We start from the raw sequence: 19,304 nt of genomic DNA, 5'->3' as shown, positions 1-19,304 counted from the left end.
TCAGTGCACCAGGTGGGTCAGTTTGTTCCGGCCAGCCTGGATCAATTTGCTCCGGCCAAACCGGGTCACATTAAACCGGCCAACCTGGATCAATTTGACCGGCGTATGCACCTTACGGGGATTGCCCTTGCGATTGGCGTCATTGTGGACAATGGCATCATCATGAGCGAGAATGCCTACAAACACCTGGCGGAGCGCTATGCTATTTGGGAGAAAAACAAGAAAAGTAAAATTGTATAAGACCATGAAATGGCTTAAAAATATATTCCGCAAACCGGAGCCCTGGATATCAGAAGAAGAAAGGCTCCAGGTCATTGAGAAGTCCAGCAAGCAGGTCTCCCGCGGGGTCTTCTTTGCTACCGTTATCATTATTACCTCTTTTCTGCCGGTGTTTATGCTTACAGGCCAGGAAGGTAAAATGTTTCACCCGGTTGCCTTTACCAAGACCTTTATCATGATTGTGGATGCCTTGCTAGTGATCACGCTGGCACCCGTACTCATTTCATTTTTCATGAAAGGAAAGTTCCGCCCCGACAATGCCAATCCGGTAAACCGATTTTTGGAACGGATCTACACGCCCATTATCAAAGGCGTACTCAAATGGCGGAAGACCACTCTGGCGATCAACATCATCGCCTTACTGATTTCCATTCCGCTGTTAAGAAGCTTGGGCACGGAGTTCATGCCGCCGTTGGATGAACAAAGCATTTTGTTCATGCCCGTGACCCTGCCAGATATTTCCAATGCCGAGGCGAAGCGAATCCTGCAGGTACAGGATAAGATTATCAAGTCGGTTCCTGAAGTGGATAAAGTGCTGGGTAAGGCAGGTCGTGCCAGTACGGCCACTGATAACTCGCCCATCAGCATGATTGAAACGATCATTATGCTGAAGCCCAAGAGCCAGTGGCGGGAAGGCATCACCAAAACAGACATCATCAATGAGCTGGACCAAAAATTACAAATTCCAGGCGTGGTGAATGGCTGGACACAGCCGATCATCAACAGGATCAACATGCTGGCCACCGGCATCCGCACCGATGTAGGTGTGAAAGTATATGGCCAGAACCTGGATACGCTGGCGGCTGTTTCAGAACGGGTAAAGGCAGCTCTGGAAGGCACCCCCGGCATTGCTGATCTGTACGTGGAGCCAATCACCGGGGGCAAGTACCTGTCCATTGATGTAAGAAGAGCGGAACTCAGTCGCTATGGGTTGAATGTGGATGACGTAAACCAAACCGTGGAAACAGCCCTTGGCGGTGCCACCATCGGCACCACCATTGAAGGACGGCAGCGTTTTTCCATCAGCACCCGTTTGGCACAGGAGTACCGCAACAGTGTGGAAAGCATCCGCCGTATACCAATACAGTCGCCCACCTTCGGTGAAGTGCCGCTTTCAGCAGTAGCTGATGTCCGCTTTGAAGATGGACCGCCCATGATCAACTCTGAGAGTGCCTTATTGCGTGGTGCCGTCCTTTTCAATGTTCGTGAACGGGACTTGGGAAGTACGGTGGAAGAGGCCATCCAGAAGATCAATAGCCAGCGTGGAGTACTTCCCGAAGGATACTTTTTAGAATGGAGCGGGCAATATGAAAACCTCATCCGTGGACAGCAGACCCTGATGTGGATTGCGCCCATTGTGCTGATCATTATTTTCTTCTCCCTTTATTTCGCTTTTCACTCCATCCGGGAAGCCTTCCTTAGCCTCATCACCGTTCCTTTTGCCCTTATCGGTGGTGCCTATATCATCTATTTCTGGGGTGTAAACTTATCGGTTGCCGTTGCAGTCGGCTTTATTGCCCTATTTGGGATTGCCGTGGAAACAGGTATTGTCATGGTGATTTACCTGAACGATGCCATGCAACAATTGATCAAACTAAAAGGAAATTCAAAAGAAACGATCACCAAAGAAGATTTAAGGGAATACGTTATTGCCGGTGCTGCCAAGCGCCTGCGTCCTAAGCTGATGACCGTTTGTGTCTCCCTATTTGGACTGGTTCCTGTACTGTGGGCAACGGGTGTTGGTACTGATGTGATGAAGCCGATTGTGCTGCCGATGATCGGTGGGGTGCTGACTTCGTCTACCCACATTCTGCTGGTAACACCACTCATATTTTTAATGGCAAAAGAATACGAATTAAGAAAACATGGAAAACTGGAGGTTTATGATGTGCATCATTAAAAAGTGGGCTGTGGTGGCCTGTCTGCTGCCTTTGCAGGCATTCAGCCAGCAAGATTCGGTTCTGTCACTCAATGAAATTCTGGACCAGATCAATCAAAGCAATATCCAGCTGCAATCCTATGGCCTGAAGGCAAAAAGCTATGCGTACACTGCAGATGCCGCCACAGCATGGATGCCACCAATGGTAGGCGTGGGAACATTCATGACTCCTTTACCTGGTCAAATGAAAATGCAGCCCAGCGATGCCGGCAGCCTAATGTTGCGCCTGGAACAGGAAATACCCTCCGGGGGTAAGCTGAAGGCCAAAAAACGATACATCGAATCACAGGCCCCAATAGAGCTGGCAGCTCGCGAGGAAGCATTCAATAATTTAAAGGCCTTGGCCAAAAGCCAGTATTATGCCTGGTTGATCGCCAGCCAGCGTGTAAAGGTGTTGCAGCGCAATGTTGAGGTCATGGAAATGATGAAAAAGGTCGAGGAGGTACGCTATCCCTATAACCAATCACAGTTAAGCAGCGTGTTTCAGGCCTCCGCACGGCTGGAAGAAAACCTAAACATGATCCGGATGCAGGAAGGCACTATCGGCCGGGCCCGTGCGGTGTTGAACGGGCTGATGAACCGGCCCGGCAATCAAAAGTTCGGAATTGATACGGTGCAAGAACCCCGATTTGTGACCGCGCAATTTGACACCGCTTCGCTTGCTGCTGCCCGCGCCGATGTGTTGCGTATGAATCAAAGCATCCGTTCCATGGAACTGAACATCGCTGCTATGCGGCAGCAAAGAAAACCTGATTTCAAGATCCAGTACGACCAGATGTTACCATTCGATGCAGCCATGCCAAAGTCCTATAGTGTAATGGGGATGATTTCTATTCCTATAGCACCCTGGTCCTCTAAAATGTACAAGTCCGATATTAAGGCAATGGAGTACAACATACATGCAATGGAGAAAGAGCGGGATGCCATGCTACAGGAAAGTCAGGGCATGCTCTATGGCATGCAGGCGGAGATTGCTTCCATGCAACAGCGCATCCGGTCCATGGAAACCAAGGTAATCCCATCCCTGCAAAATGCACTGGATGCCAATGTGCTGAACTATCGCGAAAACAAAGTGCAGCTGCCGTTGGTCATCCAGACCTGGGATGCCCTGAACATGATGCAGATGGACTTGTTGGATGAGAAATTAAAACTGTATCAAATGATCATAGATTATGAAAAAGAATTTTATCGCTAGTCTAGGCCTGCTGGTATTGGCAGGGTCATTGGTACTGGCTGGATGTGATAATTTAGAAGGGCAAAAGAATGACACGGCCCACAAGCATGAACAGGTGCAGCAATATACCTGCCCCATGCATCCACAGGTCGTTAAAGACAGTCCAGGCAAATGCCCACTTTGCGGAATGGATCTGGTGCCAAAACAAAATTCGTCGCATGGTGCAGCCATCGACAGCAGCCTACTGCACCTGTTAAAACCCGTTAATGAACAAGTGGTTGCTGCTACGCCAATCATACAGCCCGAAAGTGGCACCCGCATCCACTCAGTGGAAGTTCAAGGGGCTATTACCTATGACACCCGGCGCAACAGCAGCATCGCCAGCCGGGTTAATGGACGCATTGAACGCTTACTGGTTAAATACAATTACCAGTCGGTCTCAAAGGGACAATTGATCATGGAGGTCTATTCCCCTGATCTGGCAGCAGCACAAAGAGAATTAGTGTTTATTTCCCAAAGAGCGGGTAGCCCGGATCTTTTGGAGAAAGCCAAGCAACGCCTGTTGTTATTAGGGATGCAGCCGGGACAAATACAACAGGTGCTAAAAACCGGGAAGATTTTATACCGTGTGCCGGTTTACAGTCCTGTTAGTGGTTATATACTAGAAAGGACAGCTGCTGCCGTGCCGGTACCTTCAACACCTGCAGCAGCTGTTTCTGCTGGCGGAGATGGGATGGGGGGCATGTCTGCTGGTGGTAGTACATCATCTGGTACTTCTGCTTCGACATCCAATTCGGTGCAAGCAACCCCTGTGCTACTTCGTGAAGGACAGTATGTGAACGCTGGTCAATCCCTTTTCAACGTATACAGCAACACCGCTTTGGTAGCCGAATTTTCCTTTAATCCCGCTTTAGCCGCACAAATTAAAAGAGGGCAAAAGCTGGTGTTCCGTAAGACTGCCAATCCAGAAGATGTTTACACCGGAAAGATTGGACTGGTGCAACCTACTTTTCGTGAAGGCAACAATTTTACCCTTGCCCGTGTGTATCTCAATGATGCCCGTTTTCAGGTGGGACAACTACTGACAGCCAATATTCCTATTGTAAACAGGGGCTGGTGGCTGCCCCAGAGTGCTGTTCTTCAGGTTGGCAGTCAAAGCGTTGTTTTCAAAAAAGAGGGAGATGTATTTGTTCCCAGGACAGTACAAACCGGATTGGCGGTACAAGGCATGGTACAAATTGAAGACAGTGTGGGTGGATGGAACATTGCCAAAAGTGCGGCCTATTTAGTGGACAGTGAAAGCTTTATCAAATTGAATTCAACAAATCAAGAACCCTAATGCAACGAAAGCAATTTATAAAAGGCATAGCTTTTTCCCTTTTGGTGCCGTCAGTTATTTTGTCGGCATGTGAGGAGAAAGCAAAGGGGGCAGCTGCAACAGCCAAGAAGCAAACCTATACCTGCCCGATGCACCCGCAAATTGTACGCAACGAGCCGGGAACCTGCCCCATTTGTGGTATGGACCTCGTGCCCTTTGATAAAAACAATCCTGACGAGTCGCTGCAATTAAGTGAAAGCCAGCAGGCGCTTGCTAATATTACAACTACTACTATCGGCGCTGGGGAGCTTTCCAACTTTACCCAGCTGAATGGACGGCTGGCCATTAATCCCGAAGCAACAGAATACATTTCCAGCCGGGTGCCCGGACGAATAGAGGTGCTTTTTGTAAAAGAAACAGGAGTACCCGTAAGTGCGGGCCAGCCACTATATAAAATCTATTCTGAACAACTGGCAACCTTGCAGCAGGAATACCTGGTTGCGTCAGCACAGGCGGCACAGTTTCCCGGTGATAAACAATTTCAGCAGATCTTTCAGGCCTCCCGCCAAAAGCTACTGTTGTATGACATGACGGAGGCGCAGCTCCGCCAGATCATAACTAGTCAGAAAACCAATCCTTATGTCACTTATGCTGCCCCAATTAGTGGTGTCGTGGCTGAACTTTCTGTAACGGAAGGCGGGTACATAGGGGAGGGTGGTACGATCATGCGCCTGGAAAATTACCAGAACCTGTGGGTGGAAGCAGATGTCTATCCATCTGAAACTGGTAATGTAAAGGTGGGACAAAAAGTGAAAGTGGTTATTCCTGGTTGGGAAGATCAGCCGCAAAACATGACCATTCAATTGATTTCACCAGCTTTACAAACCGGCAGCCAGGTAACGCAGATCAGGGGCACCATTCCAAATCCGAATCATCAATGGCAACCCGGCTTGCAGGCATTTGTTTTATTGCCCTCAAAAAGTAAAGGCGATACGCTGACCTTGCCCGTAGATGCTGTTATACGCGAGGAGAAGGGAATGCATGTTTGGATTGAAGAAGAAAAAGGGAAATACGTGCCACGTAAGGTAACCACCGGTATGGAAACACCTAACCAGGTGGAGATCACTAGCGGGCTTGAGGCCGGTGACAAAGTCGTCATAACAGGGGCCTACCTGTTGTACAGCGAGTTTATATTGAAAAAAGGCAAGAATCCAATTGCAGAAGCCTAATAATCCATCAGCTTTTATGAAAACATCTATAATCAAATACAAAAACAAAATGAGAATCGACAGTAAATGGACGCTGCCTGTTGCTGCAGTTTTTATGCTTATTACCGCCTGCGGCAGTAATGAAAATCGTGAAGCCAAAAACGAAAGCCATGATGGACATAATCATGCTGCAACAGAAAATCCATTAACAGTACCAGTGCAGCCTCAGAATGTCAGAATCAAAGATGATAACCTGCATGCGGTGTACCAGCATTACATTCATCTACGCACCGCCCTGACCAAAGGCGACATTGCAGAAGCAAAAATCGCGAGTAATGCTGTTGAAGCTGGAGCTAAAGAAATGCAAGGGGGCACTTCCATTGCGGCTACTGCTGCAAAAATTACTGCTGCTTCCGATCTTAAAGCACAGCGCACTGCCTTTTCTTCCCTGAGCAATGATATGATCGCCATGGTGAAGCAATCCGGATTGAGCAGCGGTGAACTGTACCTAGAGTATTGCCCAATGGCCTTGAATGACAAAGGGGCCTCCTGGTTGAGTTCCGAAAAGAAAATTGAAAATCCCTATTTCGGCGACGAGATGCTTACCTGTGGAGAAGTTAAAGAAACCATTAAATAACCAGAAAACCTTGTCCAAAGAAAACAGGCTAAATACGAATGATATGAAAATAAAAAATATGGTCAAAGGACTACTTTTTGCCGCTTTATTCCTTTCTGTTTTGAGTACTCATGCACAACAATCAAGCGAGGTTTGCTACAATCCGAACCAGGTAAAGGACACAACAAAGAAAAGTATCAAATCTGTGGCTGAAGGTAAAATCGGGGATGCCCAATTTACGATCAGCTATCACTCACCTGGGGTACGGAGAAGGATTATATGGGGAGGGCTTGTGCCTTTTGACGAAGTGTGGGTAACAGGTGCTCACGATGCTACTACCCTGGAGTTTAACAAAGACGTATTGGTAAACGGACAAAATGTGCCTGCCGGTAAGTATGCACTTTTTACCATTCCTGGTGAAAAACAATGGGTCTTTATCATCAACAAGCACTGGCAGCAGCACCTTGCTTCCGAGTATGATAGCAAAGACGATGTTGTTCGTGTGCCGGTGAAGCCCCAAAAAACCGGCCACCTGGAACGGCTTCAGTATTTTATTGACCCATCAGGCAACAAGAAGGGAAGTCTTTCTGTTGCGTGGGAAAAGGTGAAAGTCACCGTACCCATTACAGTACAATAGTTGCCCACCTTGAGGTTCCGTTGATTATACCATCTGAATGTGATACTGTAAGCGACAAGCCGAGGGCTAAGGCAAGCTGAATGAAAATTATTTCAAACATCTATGACTTCGACCGGTTCTAAATATAAACCAGCATTGAGCTATCATGTCTTCACCAAGTGGTATGATGCAGCTATTGCAGCCACTTTACCTGAAAGACTTATAAGGAAAAAGTTAATGGATCTTATTTCCCCTAAGGAAGGAGAACTCATTTTAGAATTCGGTTGTGGATCGGGACAAAACCTAGCCATTGGCTCTGTCAGAGGCCCAAAATCAAAATGGATTGGCATTGACAGCGATGAAAGAATATTGAAGGTTGCACGTAAAAAACAAGCTCTTTTTAGGGAAGTAGAGCTAATGTCCTATAATGGTCAAAAGCTTCCTTTTGGCAACAGCCACTTTGATTGTGTATTTAGTTCCTTGGTGTTCCACCACTTAGACAGTGACTTGAAAAAGGAAGCGCTTCTTGAAATATTTCGTGTATTAAAACCGGGCGGCAGGTTCATTCTCGCTGATTGGGGGCTACCTGCTAATAGGAAGAGCAGGTGGAAATTCTATCTCGTTCAAATCCTTGATGGGTTCAAAACAACTGAGGATAATGTAAAAGGAAGCTTACCCTCTTTGGTAGAGCGAGTTGGATTTAAAATGCTTTTAGAAAACGATCAACTGGAAACCCTTTTCGGAACGTTCCGGTATTATACCGCATATCGGCCGAAAACAAAAAACAGGTTCTACTACATATGAACTAAATGTGTCCTAAGGAAAAGTGCTGTGATGGGTAAACGGAAGGACCGCCTGAGTGATTGTTATTAAAAACATACTATATGAACCACGAACATCATCACCATGGTCATCACCATGAAAACAAAGAAAAACCGCAGGATGTTTCCAGTGATCCTTCCCGAAAAAGTCCTGTGCATAGCCATCATAGCATGGAGGAGGGGAGGGCCGCCGAAGGAGGTATGCATGATAAACATGCCGGCCACCAAACCGAAGATTTTCTCAAGCGTTTTTGGGTTTGCCTGGTGCTCACAATCCCGGTGCTGCTGCTTTCCCAAATGATTCAGCATTGGTTCGGGTTTCATATCTCTTTTTCTGGTGACAGGTACGTATTGCTCGCCCTCGGAACCGTTATATACTTCTATGGTGGGTCTCCTTTCCTGATCGGAATGGTACAAGAAATCAAGCACCGTAAGATCGGTATGATGACCTTGGTGGCCCTGGCCATTACGGTGGCTTATGTGTACAGCGTTGCTGTCGCTTTTGGCCTTGAGGGCATGGACTTCTTTTGGGAGTTAGCTACTTTGATCGATATCATGTTGCTGGGCCACTGGCTGGAAATGCGCTCCCAAATGGCAGCATCCAATGCTCTGGAATCACTTGTTGCCCTGCTGCCTTCCAAGGTACATATAGAGCGTGAAGGTGTCGTTTCAGATATTGACCTTAAACATCTCAGGAATAAGGATGTAATCGTGATCAAGCCTGGTGAAAAGATCCCAGCGGATGCATTGGTTCTGGATGGGGCCTCCTATGTCAATGAAAGCATGCTGACCGGCGAAAGCGTGCCGGTAAAAAAAGAAAAGGACGCAAAGCTTATTGCAGGTTCACTAAACGGTGATGGCTCACTGAAAGCCGTCGTTACTGGCGCTGGTGAGGACAGTTATCTCAATAAGGTCATTAATCTGGTTCAAACAGCACAAGGCGCAAAGTCCAATACACAAAACCTCGCCGACAGGGTAGCCGGGTGGCTCACGATCATTTCCATAGTGATTGGCGTCGCCACGTTCATTTACTGGTATGGTGTGGAAAAGGATTTAGCCGCAGCACTTGAGCGTTTGGTGACTGTAATGGTAACCTCCTGTCCACATGCTCTTGGGGTAGCCATTCCGTTGGTTGTGGCTATTTCAACTACAAGGGCTGCAGTTAGTGGCTTGCTGATCCGTAACCGTACTGCCTTTGAAAATGCCCGCAAGCTCACCACCATCATTTTTGACAAGACCGGCACGCTTACCAAAGGCTCCCATGAAGTACAAAAAGTAATCCCGGTTGACAGCAACTTATCTGAAGATTCTGTACTGCAGTATGCTGCTGCTGCACAAAAAAACTCCGAGCATTACATAGCTCGCGGTATGATCCGAAAGCTTAAAGAGAAAGGGCTGCCGTTGTGGTCTTCAGAAAACTTCCAGTACTGGCAAGGAGTGGGGGTAAGCGCTGTGGTTCAAGGAAAACAAGTAATAGCTGCAGGACCGAACTATTTTAAAAGAGAAGGTAAGCCCTTGCCATCGATACCAGCTAGCGTGGACCAGAATACGGAAACTGTAAGCTTCGTACTTATCAATGGCACAGTAGCCGGGATCATCACCCTTGCAGATTCTATTAGAGAAAACGCTGCGGAAGCCATCGCTAAGCTCAAAAGCATGAACATCCGTTCATTTCTGCTTACCGGCGATAATGAACAGATTGCAGCCTCGGTTGCAACTAGGCTGAATATGGATGGTTACCTAGCAAACGTGCTGCCCCACCAAAAGCAGGAGAAGCTCAAAGAATTCCAGGACAAGGGCGAAGTGGTGGCCATGACCGGCGATGGGGTAAATGATGCCCCGGCCCTTGCCCAGGCTGATGTAGGTATCGCAGTGGGCAGCGGAACCGATGTAGCTGCTGAAACTGCGGATATCATCCTGGTAAACAGCGACCCTGTGGATGTAGTGAATATGATTTCATTTGGAAGGGCAACATACCGTAAGATGATCCAGAACTTATTCTGGGCTGTCGGTTATAACATTATAGCCATTCCACTTGCAGCCGGAGTTTTATATCCCCGTTTTGTATTGAGCCCTGCCATGGGTGCTGTGCTGATGAGTCTAAGCACAATTATCGTTGCATTCAATGCCCAGTTACTTAAACGACAGTTTCAAACCACATAATAGAAGATCAATGGTAAAAACAAGTATTTCACTCGTTGCAGCCCTTATATCCTTTGTATCCTTCAGCAATCACAAAGTCAGCATTCCTGATGTTGAAGTTGTCGGTAGTGGCAGTGTTCCCCAGGTGGTAAAGGATAACCACAACACCCTGCATCTTGTATTTGGCAAAGGGGACAGCATCCTTTATGCCTTTTCCAAAAATGGGGGAACTACTTTTTGCGAACCGGAATTGGTTGATACCGTGCCGCAGCTTTTTTCCTTTGCCATGAGGGGGCCGCAAATCTCAGCTACTGAAAACGGGGTTTGTATTGTGGCAGCTACGCAACAAGGCAATTTGCTTTCATACCAGAAGAAAGGTTCAGAAAGATGGAAAAAATCAGGTCGGGTCAATGATCTGGATACCGTTGCAAAAGAAGGATTACTAGCACTTGGCAGCAATGGTAAGCAAGGATTGTTCGCCGTTTGGCTTGACCTCCGTCAGGGGCAAAATAATATCTATGGCGCGCAGTCAGTGGATGGTGGCAGGCATTGGTCAAAAAACAAAATGATCTACACTTCCCCCGATGGTCATGTATGCGAGTGTTGTAAGCCTTCGGTTGCAGTGCAAGGCAATCACATAGCAGTAATGTTTCGCAACTGGGTGGGTGGAAACCGGAATTTATACCTGATTCAGTCCTTTGATGGGGGGCAAACCTTTCAAAGAGCCGAAAAGCTGGGCCTAGGCAATTGGAAACTTGATGGCTGCCCAATGGATGGTGGCGGTTTAATGATCGATCCAAAAGATAACGTACAAACGGTATGGCGCAGACAGGATAAAATCTTTGCTACGCAACTGGGAGCGGCAGAGCAAGAAATAGGAGCTGGCAGAAGCTGTACAATTGAAGCCGTAAAGGATAAAACGGTTTATGCCTGGGTTGAAGGTGGTGATGTAGTGGTGAGGAAACCAGATGGCAGCAAAATAAATTTGGGCAAGGGCCAATTGCCCGCACTCCAGGCCACAGACGAAGAAAAAGTGGTTTGTGTGTGGGAAAAGGAAGGTCAAATATTGAAAGCTGTGGTTACCATTTGATCAACCGGGTCTACAGTGTTTGAGAGGACATTATTGAAATAGTTTTTAAGGTTGGGATCTGTTAATGATCGATGCAACCTGTTTGAAGCAACCCGCTATTAACTTCTAAAACAACAACTATGAGCCTCACTAAAATTAAAGACATACTCGGAGATGAAGCCGAATCTTTGCTTACTTACAAGAGTAAAGCCATTCAGAAGGAACACCTCCACCTACCAGCACCTGACTATATAGATCAGAGTTTCGCTCTTTCTAACCGCAACCCACAGACCCTCCGAAGCCTTGCTCAATTGTTTGGCACGGGAAGGCTTGCTGGTTCAGGGTATCTATCCATCCTACCGATTGATCAGGGCATTGAACACAGCGCAGGGGCTTCTTTTGCATCCAACCCATTGTATTTTGACCCGGAAAACATCATCCGTCTGGCCATGGAAGGTGGATGCAATGCAGTGGCGACCACCTTTGGTGGGCTTGCTTTACTTTCCCGTAAATATGCCCACAAGATCCCGTTCATTGTCAAGATCAATCACAATGAACTGCTGACATATCCCAATAAATATGACCAGATCATGTTTGGCTCAGTTCGAGATGCCTGGAACCTAGGCGCCGTTGCCGTAGGTGCCACGATATATTTTGGATCTGATAATGCAGGCCGCCAAATCATCGAAGTGGCAAAAGCTTTTGAAGAGGCCCACCGCCTGGGCATGGCCACAATTCTTTGGTGTTACCTGCGCAATGATGCTTTTAAGACTGGAGGCATAGACTATCATGTATCAGCCGACCTCACCGGTCAGGCTAACCATCTGGGTGTTACCCTGCAGGCAGATATAATCAAACAAAAGCTGCCTGAAAATAATGGCGGCTACCAAGCCCTAAATATGGGTAGCAGCAGCTATGGCAAGCTGGGCAAACGGATGTACAGCGATTTGACTTCCGAGCACCCGATAGACCTGTGTCGTTACCAGGTGTTGAACTGTTATAACGGCAGAATAGGTTTGATCAATTCAGGAGGTGCATCCAGCGGGCAATCTGATACTAAAGAAGCTTTACGTACTGCCGTCATTAACAAGCGGGCCGGGGGCATGGGTCTTATTTCTGGCCGCAAGGCCTTTCAGCGGCCCTTTGCCGAGGGCGTAGCACTGCTGCAAGCCATACAGGATGTTTATCTAACCAAAGAAATCGATATCGCATAAAGTAGCATTCCATGGCCAAAAGCAAGCACTATTACACCCGTAAAGCCCATCGGTACCTTGGAGTAGTTCTGGGTGTCCAGTTTCTGTTGTGGACGATTGGTGGGCTTTACTTCAGCTGGGTGAACATCGATGAGGTTCATGGTGACCTGCAACACCGCCAACCTCCTCGCCTAACTGGTAAAACGCATTTGGAGTCACCCGACAGCTTGCTGCATCAGTTGTCCGATGTTGATTCTATCCATTCATTCCAGTTGGTCAATATACTGACCAAACCCTATTACACCCTCAGCTACTATTCAAATGGCAAACTGAAAAAGGTGCTGGCAGATGCAGGAACCGGCAAAATCCGGGCGGCCATTGGTAGGGAAGAAGCAATACGGCTTGCGGCTGCGAGTTTCAATGGCAACTCCAAAGTTCAAAATATTGAATATCTGGAATCCATCAACAACCATCATGAATACCGGGAAAAACCCTTGCCTGCCTGGGCAGTAACATTTGATCATCCGACAAACACCACCGTGTATGTTTCAGCTGAATTTGGAAAGGTGGAGTCCTTCAGGAACAATAAGTGGCGCATGTTTGATTTCCTATGGATGTTGCATACGATGGATTACAAAGGAAGGGATAATATCAACAACTGGCTGCTAAGGGCTTTTTCCATTTTTGGTCTGCTAACGATTATTTCCGGTTTCATGCTGTTCTGGATGAGCAGGAAAAAAAGCAAACGGAAAAAAGCTCCCGGGCGGTCACCTACTCAATTTCTCATTGATTGAATTAAGGTTTTATAGATGAAGCTTTATATTAAAAACATGGTTTGCCCCAGGTGCATCATGGCAGTTGAAAGAGTGCTAGATGAATTGAGTGTTTCACACGACGGCGTAGGCTTAGGCTGGGCAGAATGTTCCAACTCACTTGATGAAAGCACTCTTTACCAACTTGAGCAAAGATTGGAGGAAATTGGATTTTTCCTCCTGCACAGCAATAAGGAAAAGTTAGTGACCCAGATCAAGTCTCTCCTAATTCAGGCCATGGAGCAAAATCAGCTCAATGACCGTTTTAAGTTCAAAGAATACCTGACAAAAGATATAAATAAAGATTACTCTTTATTGAGTAAAACATTTTCTGAACAGGAGGGGAAATCCATCGAGCATTACTTTATATTGTTGAAGCTCGAAAAGGCTAAAGAGTTGCTCGCCTATGGCGAACTCAATTTAAATGAAATTGCTATGCAGCTTGGATATCGTAGTGTGCAATATCTCTCCAAGCAGTTCAAACAGATGTTTGGTATATCCCCAACGGCTTACAAGAACCAAACCGAGCTAGATCGAAAACCAATTGATCAATTGTAGTTTTCAAAAGAGCAAAGCAACGTATTATTATCAAGCCGCGACATCTCAACTGTCGCGGCTTTTAACTCATTGACACCTTAACTTGTTCAACAGAATTATTGGTAATGTCAATCAGTAAAACGGCTTCTGTTGTTATAATATTACCACCTCAATCTGTTTCATTTTTCTTTGTATTAATTTGCTGTTTGGTGTTGCTTGCGGCTTTTGTCAGCTACCCCGATGTAGTGAGGGGCCGGGCCAAACTGGTGGCGCTGAATGCGCCAAAGCTAGTAACGGCAAAAACCGAAGGTAGCTTAGTGCAGCTGTTGGTGCATAACGAGCAACAGGTAGTAAAAGGAGCGCACTTGGCTTACCTGCACAGCACGGCGCAGCACCGCCAAGTCATTGGCCTGCTGCAATGGTTGCAGGCGTTAATACACGTTGGTGGCAAGCATAGCGATGCGCTCTTACGCAAAGGGCCACCGCAGCAATTTTCGAACTTAGGAGAGCTGCAGCCACAGTATCAGGAATTTGGCCTGGTGCTAGCCGAAACGGTGCAATTGTTGGCTTCGGGGTATTATACGCAAAAAAGGGCTGCATTGTACAAAGACTTGGCTTTTTTGAAAGAATTGCAGCAAAACACGGGGCAACAACGAGGCATTTCAGAACAAGACTATAATCTGCAGCAGATAACATTCGATGCAAAAACCTCGCTTTTCAAGGATAAAGTAATTGCACCCCTTGAGTTGAACGAAGAACGGAGCAGGCTGCTGGCAAAGGAAAGCGGCCTTCGCCAGCTACAGGCCCAGGAAGTGAACAGCGCTTTTTCCTTGGCCAGCAAACAAAAGGAGCTACTGGAGCTGGATAAGCTTACTGCCGACCAACGGTTAAAGTTCAGTGCCGCCTTGCTGCGCTTGTAAAGCGCTGTGGAAGAATGGATGCAGCAGTATGTGGTGCAGGCACCGGAAAGCGGGAAAGTGATTTTTTTGTCGCCTGTGCAGGAAGCGCAATTTGTTGCCGTCGGCCAGGAGCTATTTTACATTGCGCCGGACGAAAGCCGGTATTATGGCGAATTGATGGTGGGGCAAAACGGCATTGGTAAAATTAAAAATGGTCAACCCGTGCTGTTAAAAGTAGATGGCTACCCCAGTGCCGAATTTGGCACCCTGAAGGGAGTAGTGGAACACATCTCCCCAATGCCTGTGCGGCAAGATAGCTTCCGACTGCGGGTAGGCTTGCCTAAAGGATTGCACACTAATTATGGCCGAGCACTTTATTTTAAAAACGGGCTTTCGGCGAGTGCTGAAGTGCTAACTGATGACAGAAAGCTGTTGGAGCGGCTGGTGGGCGAAATACGGAATGTTTTGAAGATGTGATAAGAAGCATAAATAGCAACATTAAAGTTATTTGTTTACGTAAGAGACTTGTAAAAGTGTTTCAATTTTTTTTATAAAAAATATGAGTTTTATATAAAAACTTTATTCATAGGATTGTTTATGCGGCAAAATAGAACCTTCGCAGATTAGAAAAAGAGAAAACTTTTGGTAGATAGCGTGGGTAGTGCGAGAAATATGCTGTAACCCTTCTTTGTTGGATGGAAGCATCGTATTAGTGTTTGTAAACCTTTACCTAAACGTGGACTTAATGCCAAGAGATAAAAGGAATTTTATGCCAATAGGGGGCAGAAACTCTGTTAGAGCCCTTATCAAATTCAAGGAAATACTTGTCAGGTAAAACGTGAATTATTTATTACAAATGATATACTGCAGACATGATAAAAGCTCTTAAATAATAATGCCGGAGTAATATTACTCCGGCATTATATCGTGGAAAGGACTGACGGTGGTTCGAACTTTTTAGTAAAAGATCTAACAGAAATCACAACATTTTGATTGGTAATTTTGCCTAGCTGTAAGTTTAATGCCTGAGTGCTAGGAGCTACTTGTCCGTTGACCGTTTAATTTCTTTTTCCGAATACTGGTTCATATTACAGCTGCAAAAGTTATTGCACATCTTTGGCATTACCCTTAGCGAAAATCTCTTGATAAGCTTTTGGAGTGGCCGGTATTTACGCCGGGATGTCTAAAGTGCCCGAGAATATGAAAACAGGTAACTTTTCGGATCTTAATTTCGGAACCCTGACGATGCTCTTTTGTCGAGCTGTAGGCTCGGTTTAGCTAACGGAACTTCAGGGACTTTTTTGCACTTTTCACGGCATCTGCATATTTGGAATTACATCCGTTTCAACCTATGGTAGTTTGAAGTTTTTTTCTTTCAGGTTTCAGAATTTTGGTAGTTCAGAAGAACAAGCACCGCCAAATTTCATCTTCCAGTTTTAGAACATAGTAGTCAGGAATGCCCATCTAAGGACAGACTTCACCAGGTCCGGGTGCCCGTTTCCGCTTGCTTGCGGACAAGCCAGGTCTGTGTCTCTATGAATGTAAATTTTTCACTTTGGAACCTCCATTGTTTTAAGATGTGAAATATTGACATGTTCTTCAGTGTTCCAATGTTCGGTTCTGAGGGCTAGGTCACTTTACATATCTGCAAACAATTAAGTCACGGCGCTTTTAGAATGACCGCGTCGGAAATGCTCTGCTTTACAAAAATGAACTGGAATTCTTTTAAGCTCTAGAGCTTACTTCCAACCACACTCAACTCGTCCAATTATATTTCATGAATTTGGGAGTTATTACTTCAACATTATATTTATTCAACCTGATAAATACAAAAAACAATCCTGCCGGAGTAATATTACTCCGGCAGGATTTTGTGTGTGGAATAGGATCGAAAAACCTTTTCTCTTTGTTGCAAGAATTGAAGGCTTTTACTGCTCGTAGGTTGTCTTGGGTCATTTTTTAGAAGAGCGATAAATGCGTAGGTAGTTCACCCACTGAGAGATGGGCTGTAGCCCTGTTTGGTTGCCTTAAGGAATCGTGGCGGTGAGTGTCGCCCCACAGAGTAGTGTGCCTGTAAAGGTACGCTCGGTTGGAGAGAAAAGGTATCCGCTTTGTTGCACTACCCGTATGTTCCAGTTCCCAGTGGGTGCACTCAACAGACTGCGGCTAGTACCCCCAGGCAAGTCGTCGATTACCAAAATGCCATTAGCGTAAACGTCATAAGGGTTGGAAGTGTTATTTACCACCCTAAGTGTGCCGGTTGGAGCTACCTGTACAGTGGCTGTATTGGTGAGGCCCCTGCTCAATGCAGCAGTTGAAGTCACCTCACTATTTATGTTGCTTTTGCAACCGGCATCCACTTTCCAGTAGTATTTCAGTGGTGATAGGTCCGTAAAGGTAACCTCTCCCTTTGCATCTGTAATCTTGGTGCTGCCTACCTGACCTGTTGCATTGAGCAGATCTTCCTGGCTGAGGTAAAGTCTTACTGTAGCGCCCGAAAGGGGCAGGAAGCCCTCCTTAACTGTGATTTTGAGCGAAGTTACGGCCGCTGGAGCAGGGGTTCCTTCTTTGGAGCAGCTAAAAAGGGCAAGGGCAAAGGAAAGGATCAATAATGTGTGGAGCTTTTTTGTCCACAGTGCATGGCAGCCGTTTTGGCGCAGTTGTTTCATGGGGTTGGAGATTTTTTTGATTGTAAAAAAATACAGGGGCAAAGCTATGAGCCATGCTATGGATGAGCCAAGCTTTGCCCCTTGTATCTTACAACAGCCAACCTTGTGTTTAACCAATGCCCCTGCTGCTAACCCTCGGCCTGCAGGATCAAAAATGCACCCTGCTGTTCCAGGATCCGCTAAAAGTAGCTTGGTTATGGGCAAAAGAACATTTTAGTCATGGGATATGCGTGCTGCCAAGCCCTCTTCACTTGCTTTTTCGATGCATTCATCACAAAGGGAAATATAAAACCGCTCTCCGTCATGCCTACTGCCATAGCCTGGTGCTACACTGGCTACTGCGCCACCTTCCCACATGCCTTTTTCCTGTTCATCAACCTTGGGCAGGGTGCCAGAGGGGCTGACAATTGCAGTCCTGCAGCATATGCAGGTGCGGGCTTTTACAAGCCTTTGGCGTTGCTGCTGCTCATATAGTTCAATAACCTGCAGCGCCTCTTTGTACTGATCTTCATCTATCATGATGTTACTAGGGTTTATCTATTTTGTAAAATAAAAAATCGATTAACCATCCTTCCCGAATAGGTAGTTCCAGGGGGCATTGTATATATCAGCATTTCGGGTCAGCATTTAGCCCTTGTAGCCCTCTGATACAGGATTACTGCAGGCATACCCTCGTTTGCCCGCTTCGTCCGCTTTAATTTGTATACCATTTTTAGCGCTACTCCTCATCACCATCGTCTTCATCCCACGCTTCTTCACCGGGGTTAAAATTCGCAATATTGCTGCTTACCAGCATAAAGGCACTGTACCACTCACTGAGCACCTCATAGCGGTAGTAGGTGCCTTCATGTAAAAAGATTAGATCCAGTGCTGCAAGATGGCCTACCCGGTGCTTCAAATGGGCATGGGCAGCTAAAAACTCCTGCCGGTCCTCTTTGTTCATTTGGGGAAGGGCCTGCTCCAAAAAGGCTGCTGTTCTTTCCTCGGGTACAGTGTAGGGAAAAGTGGAAAGGTGCAGGATTTTAGCGCCCGTAGCCCGGAAGAGCTGCAGGAAGGCTTGCCAGTCCCCTTCCTCGGGATCATCTTTTGACCATACAGCCATAATGGGGTCTTCTTCACCAATGAGGCCATAGAAGGGGAAAATGCCCCAGGCAGCACACTGGCCCTCTATTTGTTCGAGCAGCAGCCGTAAGGTGTCTTGTGGTGCTGTAGCCTTCGAGGGCCTAGTTGTGGTAAGCGCTTTCATGACGTTCTTTCTGATTTAAGTGTTCGATAAGCTTTGAATGGGAGGGTTTATAGTTTTGGGGACCTCAGAAAGAACAACCGGACGTAGGGGTAATGGGCACAAAAGTAGCGGGGAAGAAGCTAAGGCTACAAAAGTGGGGCTTTATGTTTTACGCCCGATTGATTGTATTTTACCAAGCTGCCGGAATTAAAAGGGGCATAGCGCTTTTAATTACATTTGTGCAATCTAGTTATGGAAGAAGTTACTACCACCGCAAAGAGGAACCCTCACCTGGGCCAAAACATTGAGCGCATCCGGGAGCTGCGCGGCATCAAGCAAGACCACCTGGCAAAAGCACTAGGCGTATCGCAGCAGGCGGTCTCCCGCATGGAAAAAAGCGCGGAGGTGGATGATGAACGCCTGCAAAAGGTGGCTGAAGTACTTGGTGTAAGCATAGAGGCAATCCGAAACTTCAACGAAGAGGCGCTCTTTAACAATATCAACAGCATTCACAACAACCATGATAATTCTGTAAACACGTTTCATGTAGTAAACTACCAGTTCAACCCCGTGGAAAAGATCGTCGAGCTTTATGAGCAACTACTGCAAAGCGAGCGGGAGAAAGTAGAGCTGTACAAGACCCTTTTGGAGCAAAAAAGATAAACATCGAGTCTTTATTGCATAAGCCGGTCAAGGTGACCCATTCAGGCCGGAGCAAACTGACCCACCTTTTTGCTGGCGAGGAGGCCTGTTTTTTTGAGGGATGTGGGCAGTGAAAAAATTATTT

General features: G+C 46.5%; 19 protein-coding genes. 16 read left to right on the top strand and 3 right to left on the bottom strand.

Annotated elements, in window-relative coordinates; genetic code table 11:
• The 15 genes from DRJ53_RS20420 to DRJ53_RS20350 form a co-directional block, all read left to right on the top strand.
• Positions 1-240 (top strand): hypothetical protein (locus DRJ53_RS20420; RefSeq protein WP_206609852.1); only part of this gene is annotated, 240 nt, incomplete at its 5' end.
• 4 nt (positions 241-244) lie between these two features.
• Positions 245-2,179 carry an efflux RND transporter permease subunit gene (locus tag DRJ53_RS20415; RefSeq protein ID WP_114237531.1) on the top strand — a complete coding sequence of 645 codons (1,935 nt, stop codon included), beginning with the start codon at positions 245-247 and terminating at the stop codon, positions 2,177-2,179.
• On the top strand, positions 2,163-3,413 hold the full coding sequence (locus DRJ53_RS20410) for a TolC family protein (protein WP_206609851.1): 1,251 nt from the start codon (positions 2,163-2,165) through the stop codon (positions 3,411-3,413). The genes DRJ53_RS20415 and DRJ53_RS20410 overlap by 17 nt, the downstream gene beginning before the upstream one ends.
• Positions 3,391-4,731, top strand: a complete 1,341-nt coding sequence (locus DRJ53_RS20405; RefSeq protein ID WP_114237530.1) for a heavy metal-binding domain-containing protein — start codon at positions 3,391-3,393, stop codon at positions 4,729-4,731. The genes DRJ53_RS20410 and DRJ53_RS20405 overlap by 23 nt, the downstream gene beginning before the upstream one ends.
• A complete protein-coding gene (locus DRJ53_RS20400; RefSeq protein WP_114237529.1) occupies positions 4,731-5,939 on the top strand; it encodes an efflux RND transporter periplasmic adaptor subunit in 1,209 nt (402 codons plus the stop codon). The genes DRJ53_RS20405 and DRJ53_RS20400 overlap by 1 nt, the downstream gene beginning before the upstream one ends.
• A gap of 16 nt (positions 5,940-5,955) precedes the next feature.
• A complete protein-coding gene (locus tag DRJ53_RS20395) occupies positions 5,956-6,555 on the top strand; it encodes a DUF3347 domain-containing protein (protein ID WP_114237528.1) in 600 nt (199 codons plus the stop codon).
• On the top strand, positions 6,527-7,171 hold the full coding sequence (locus DRJ53_RS20390; protein WP_114237527.1) for a DUF2911 domain-containing protein: 645 nt from the start codon (positions 6,527-6,529) through the stop codon (positions 7,169-7,171). Before DRJ53_RS20395 ends, DRJ53_RS20390 begins: the two co-directional genes overlap by 29 nt.
• 102 nt (positions 7,172-7,273) lie before the next feature.
• Positions 7,274-7,954, top strand: coding sequence for a class I SAM-dependent methyltransferase (locus DRJ53_RS20385; RefSeq protein ID WP_114237526.1), 681 nt, complete (start codon positions 7,274-7,276; stop codon positions 7,952-7,954).
• Between the two features lie 80 nt (positions 7,955-8,034).
• Positions 8,035-10,134 carry a copper-translocating P-type ATPase gene (locus DRJ53_RS20380; protein ID WP_114237525.1) on the top strand — a complete coding sequence of 700 codons (2,100 nt, stop codon included), beginning with the start codon at positions 8,035-8,037 and terminating at the stop codon, positions 10,132-10,134.
• Positions 10,135-10,144: 10 nt separating this feature from the next.
• A complete protein-coding gene (locus DRJ53_RS20375) occupies positions 10,145-11,203 on the top strand; it encodes a sialidase/neuraminidase family protein (protein WP_123893740.1) in 1,059 nt (352 codons plus the stop codon).
• A gap of 119 nt (positions 11,204-11,322) precedes the next feature.
• The gene (locus tag DRJ53_RS20370) at positions 11,323-12,396 is read left to right on the top strand and encodes a class I fructose-bisphosphate aldolase (RefSeq protein WP_114237523.1); all 1,074 of its coding nucleotides are present in this window, start codon (positions 11,323-11,325) and stop codon (positions 12,394-12,396) included.
• Positions 12,397-12,407: 11 nt separating this feature from the next.
• On the top strand, positions 12,408-13,169 hold the full coding sequence (locus tag DRJ53_RS20365; protein ID WP_114237522.1) for a PepSY domain-containing protein: 762 nt from the start codon (positions 12,408-12,410) through the stop codon (positions 13,167-13,169).
• Between the two features lie 57 nt (positions 13,170-13,226).
• On the top strand, positions 13,227-13,745 hold the full coding sequence (locus tag DRJ53_RS20360) for a helix-turn-helix domain-containing protein (RefSeq protein WP_206609849.1): 519 nt from the start codon (positions 13,227-13,229) through the stop codon (positions 13,743-13,745).
• Positions 13,746-13,930: 185 nt separating this feature from the next.
• The gene (locus DRJ53_RS20355) at positions 13,931-14,644 is read left to right on the top strand and encodes a hypothetical protein (RefSeq protein WP_114237520.1); all 714 of its coding nucleotides are present in this window, start codon (positions 13,931-13,933) and stop codon (positions 14,642-14,644) included.
• A 6-nt stretch (positions 14,645-14,650) separates the two neighbouring features.
• Positions 14,651-15,100: a beta-barrel domain-containing protein gene (locus tag DRJ53_RS20350; RefSeq protein WP_123893738.1), complete on the top strand. Its 450-nt coding sequence runs from the start codon at positions 14,651-14,653 to the stop codon at positions 15,098-15,100.
• A 1,550-nt stretch (positions 15,101-16,650) separates the two neighbouring features.
• On the opposite strand, the gene DRJ53_RS20345 is transcribed toward DRJ53_RS20350, so the two are convergent.
• The 3 genes from DRJ53_RS20345 to DRJ53_RS20335 all read right to left on the bottom strand — a co-directional run bounded on the left by DRJ53_RS20345 (position 16,651) and on the right by DRJ53_RS20335 (position 18,538).
• Complete coding sequence (locus DRJ53_RS20345) at positions 16,651-17,292, bottom strand: SpaA isopeptide-forming pilin-related protein (RefSeq protein WP_123893736.1); 642 nt, start codon at positions 17,290-17,292, stop codon at positions 16,651-16,653.
• A gap of 213 nt (positions 17,293-17,505) precedes the next feature.
• Entirely contained in the window at positions 17,506-17,811 is a 306-nt protein-coding gene (locus DRJ53_RS20340) for a hypothetical protein (protein WP_114237517.1), read from the bottom strand.
• 199 nt (positions 17,812-18,010) lie between these two features.
• Positions 18,011-18,538, bottom strand: a complete 528-nt coding sequence (locus DRJ53_RS20335; protein ID WP_114237516.1) for a hypothetical protein — start codon at positions 18,536-18,538, stop codon at positions 18,011-18,013.
• A gap of 231 nt (positions 18,539-18,769) precedes the next feature.
• Between DRJ53_RS20335 and DRJ53_RS20330 the strand changes: the two genes are divergently transcribed.
• Complete coding sequence (locus tag DRJ53_RS20330) at positions 18,770-19,180, top strand: helix-turn-helix domain-containing protein (protein WP_114237515.1); 411 nt, start codon at positions 18,770-18,772, stop codon at positions 19,178-19,180.
• The last annotated feature ends 124 nt before the right edge of the window (positions 19,181-19,304 follow it).

This window comes from Paracnuella aquatica (assembly GCF_003332885.2).
Lineage (GTDB): Bacteria > Bacteroidota > Bacteroidia > Chitinophagales > Chitinophagaceae > Flavisolibacter > Flavisolibacter aquaticus.
Note: the sequence above shows the minus strand (reverse complement) of the source record. Positions and strands in the feature narration are given on the sequence as shown.

Coding starts and splice junctions, on each gene's coding strand:
- DRJ53_RS20380 (WP_114237525.1), top strand. CDS start 8,035: ATGAACCACGAACATCATCACCATGGTCATCACCATGAAAACAAAGAA.
- DRJ53_RS20370 (WP_114237523.1), top strand. CDS start 11,323: ATGAGCCTCACTAAAATTAAAGACATACTCGGAGATGAAGCCGAATCT.
- DRJ53_RS20415 (WP_114237531.1), top strand. CDS start 245: ATGAAATGGCTTAAAAATATATTCCGCAAACCGGAGCCCTGGATATCA.
- DRJ53_RS20405 (WP_114237530.1), top strand. CDS start 3,391: ATGAAAAAGAATTTTATCGCTAGTCTAGGCCTGCTGGTATTGGCAGGG.
- DRJ53_RS20345 (WP_123893736.1), bottom strand. CDS start 17,292: ATGAAACAACTGCGCCAAAACGGCTGCCATGCACTGTGGACAAAAAAG.
- DRJ53_RS20340 (WP_114237517.1), bottom strand. CDS start 17,811: ATGATAGATGAAGATCAGTACAAAGAGGCGCTGCAGGTTATTGAACTA.
- DRJ53_RS20365 (WP_114237522.1), top strand. CDS start 12,408: ATGGCCAAAAGCAAGCACTATTACACCCGTAAAGCCCATCGGTACCTT.
- DRJ53_RS20395 (WP_114237528.1), top strand. CDS start 5,956: ATGAAAACATCTATAATCAAATACAAAAACAAAATGAGAATCGACAGT.
- DRJ53_RS20360 (WP_206609849.1), top strand. CDS start 13,227: ATGGCAGTTGAAAGAGTGCTAGATGAATTGAGTGTTTCACACGACGGC.
- DRJ53_RS20335 (WP_114237516.1), bottom strand. CDS start 18,538: ATGAAAGCGCTTACCACAACTAGGCCCTCGAAGGCTACAGCACCACAA.
- DRJ53_RS20400 (WP_114237529.1), top strand. CDS start 4,731: ATGCAACGAAAGCAATTTATAAAAGGCATAGCTTTTTCCCTTTTGGTG.
- DRJ53_RS20385 (WP_114237526.1), top strand. CDS start 7,274: ATGACTTCGACCGGTTCTAAATATAAACCAGCATTGAGCTATCATGTC.
- DRJ53_RS20375 (WP_123893740.1), top strand. CDS start 10,145: ATGGTAAAAACAAGTATTTCACTCGTTGCAGCCCTTATATCCTTTGTA.
- DRJ53_RS20330 (WP_114237515.1), top strand. CDS start 18,770: ATGGAAGAAGTTACTACCACCGCAAAGAGGAACCCTCACCTGGGCCAA.
- DRJ53_RS20410 (WP_206609851.1), top strand. CDS start 2,163: ATGATGTGCATCATTAAAAAGTGGGCTGTGGTGGCCTGTCTGCTGCCT.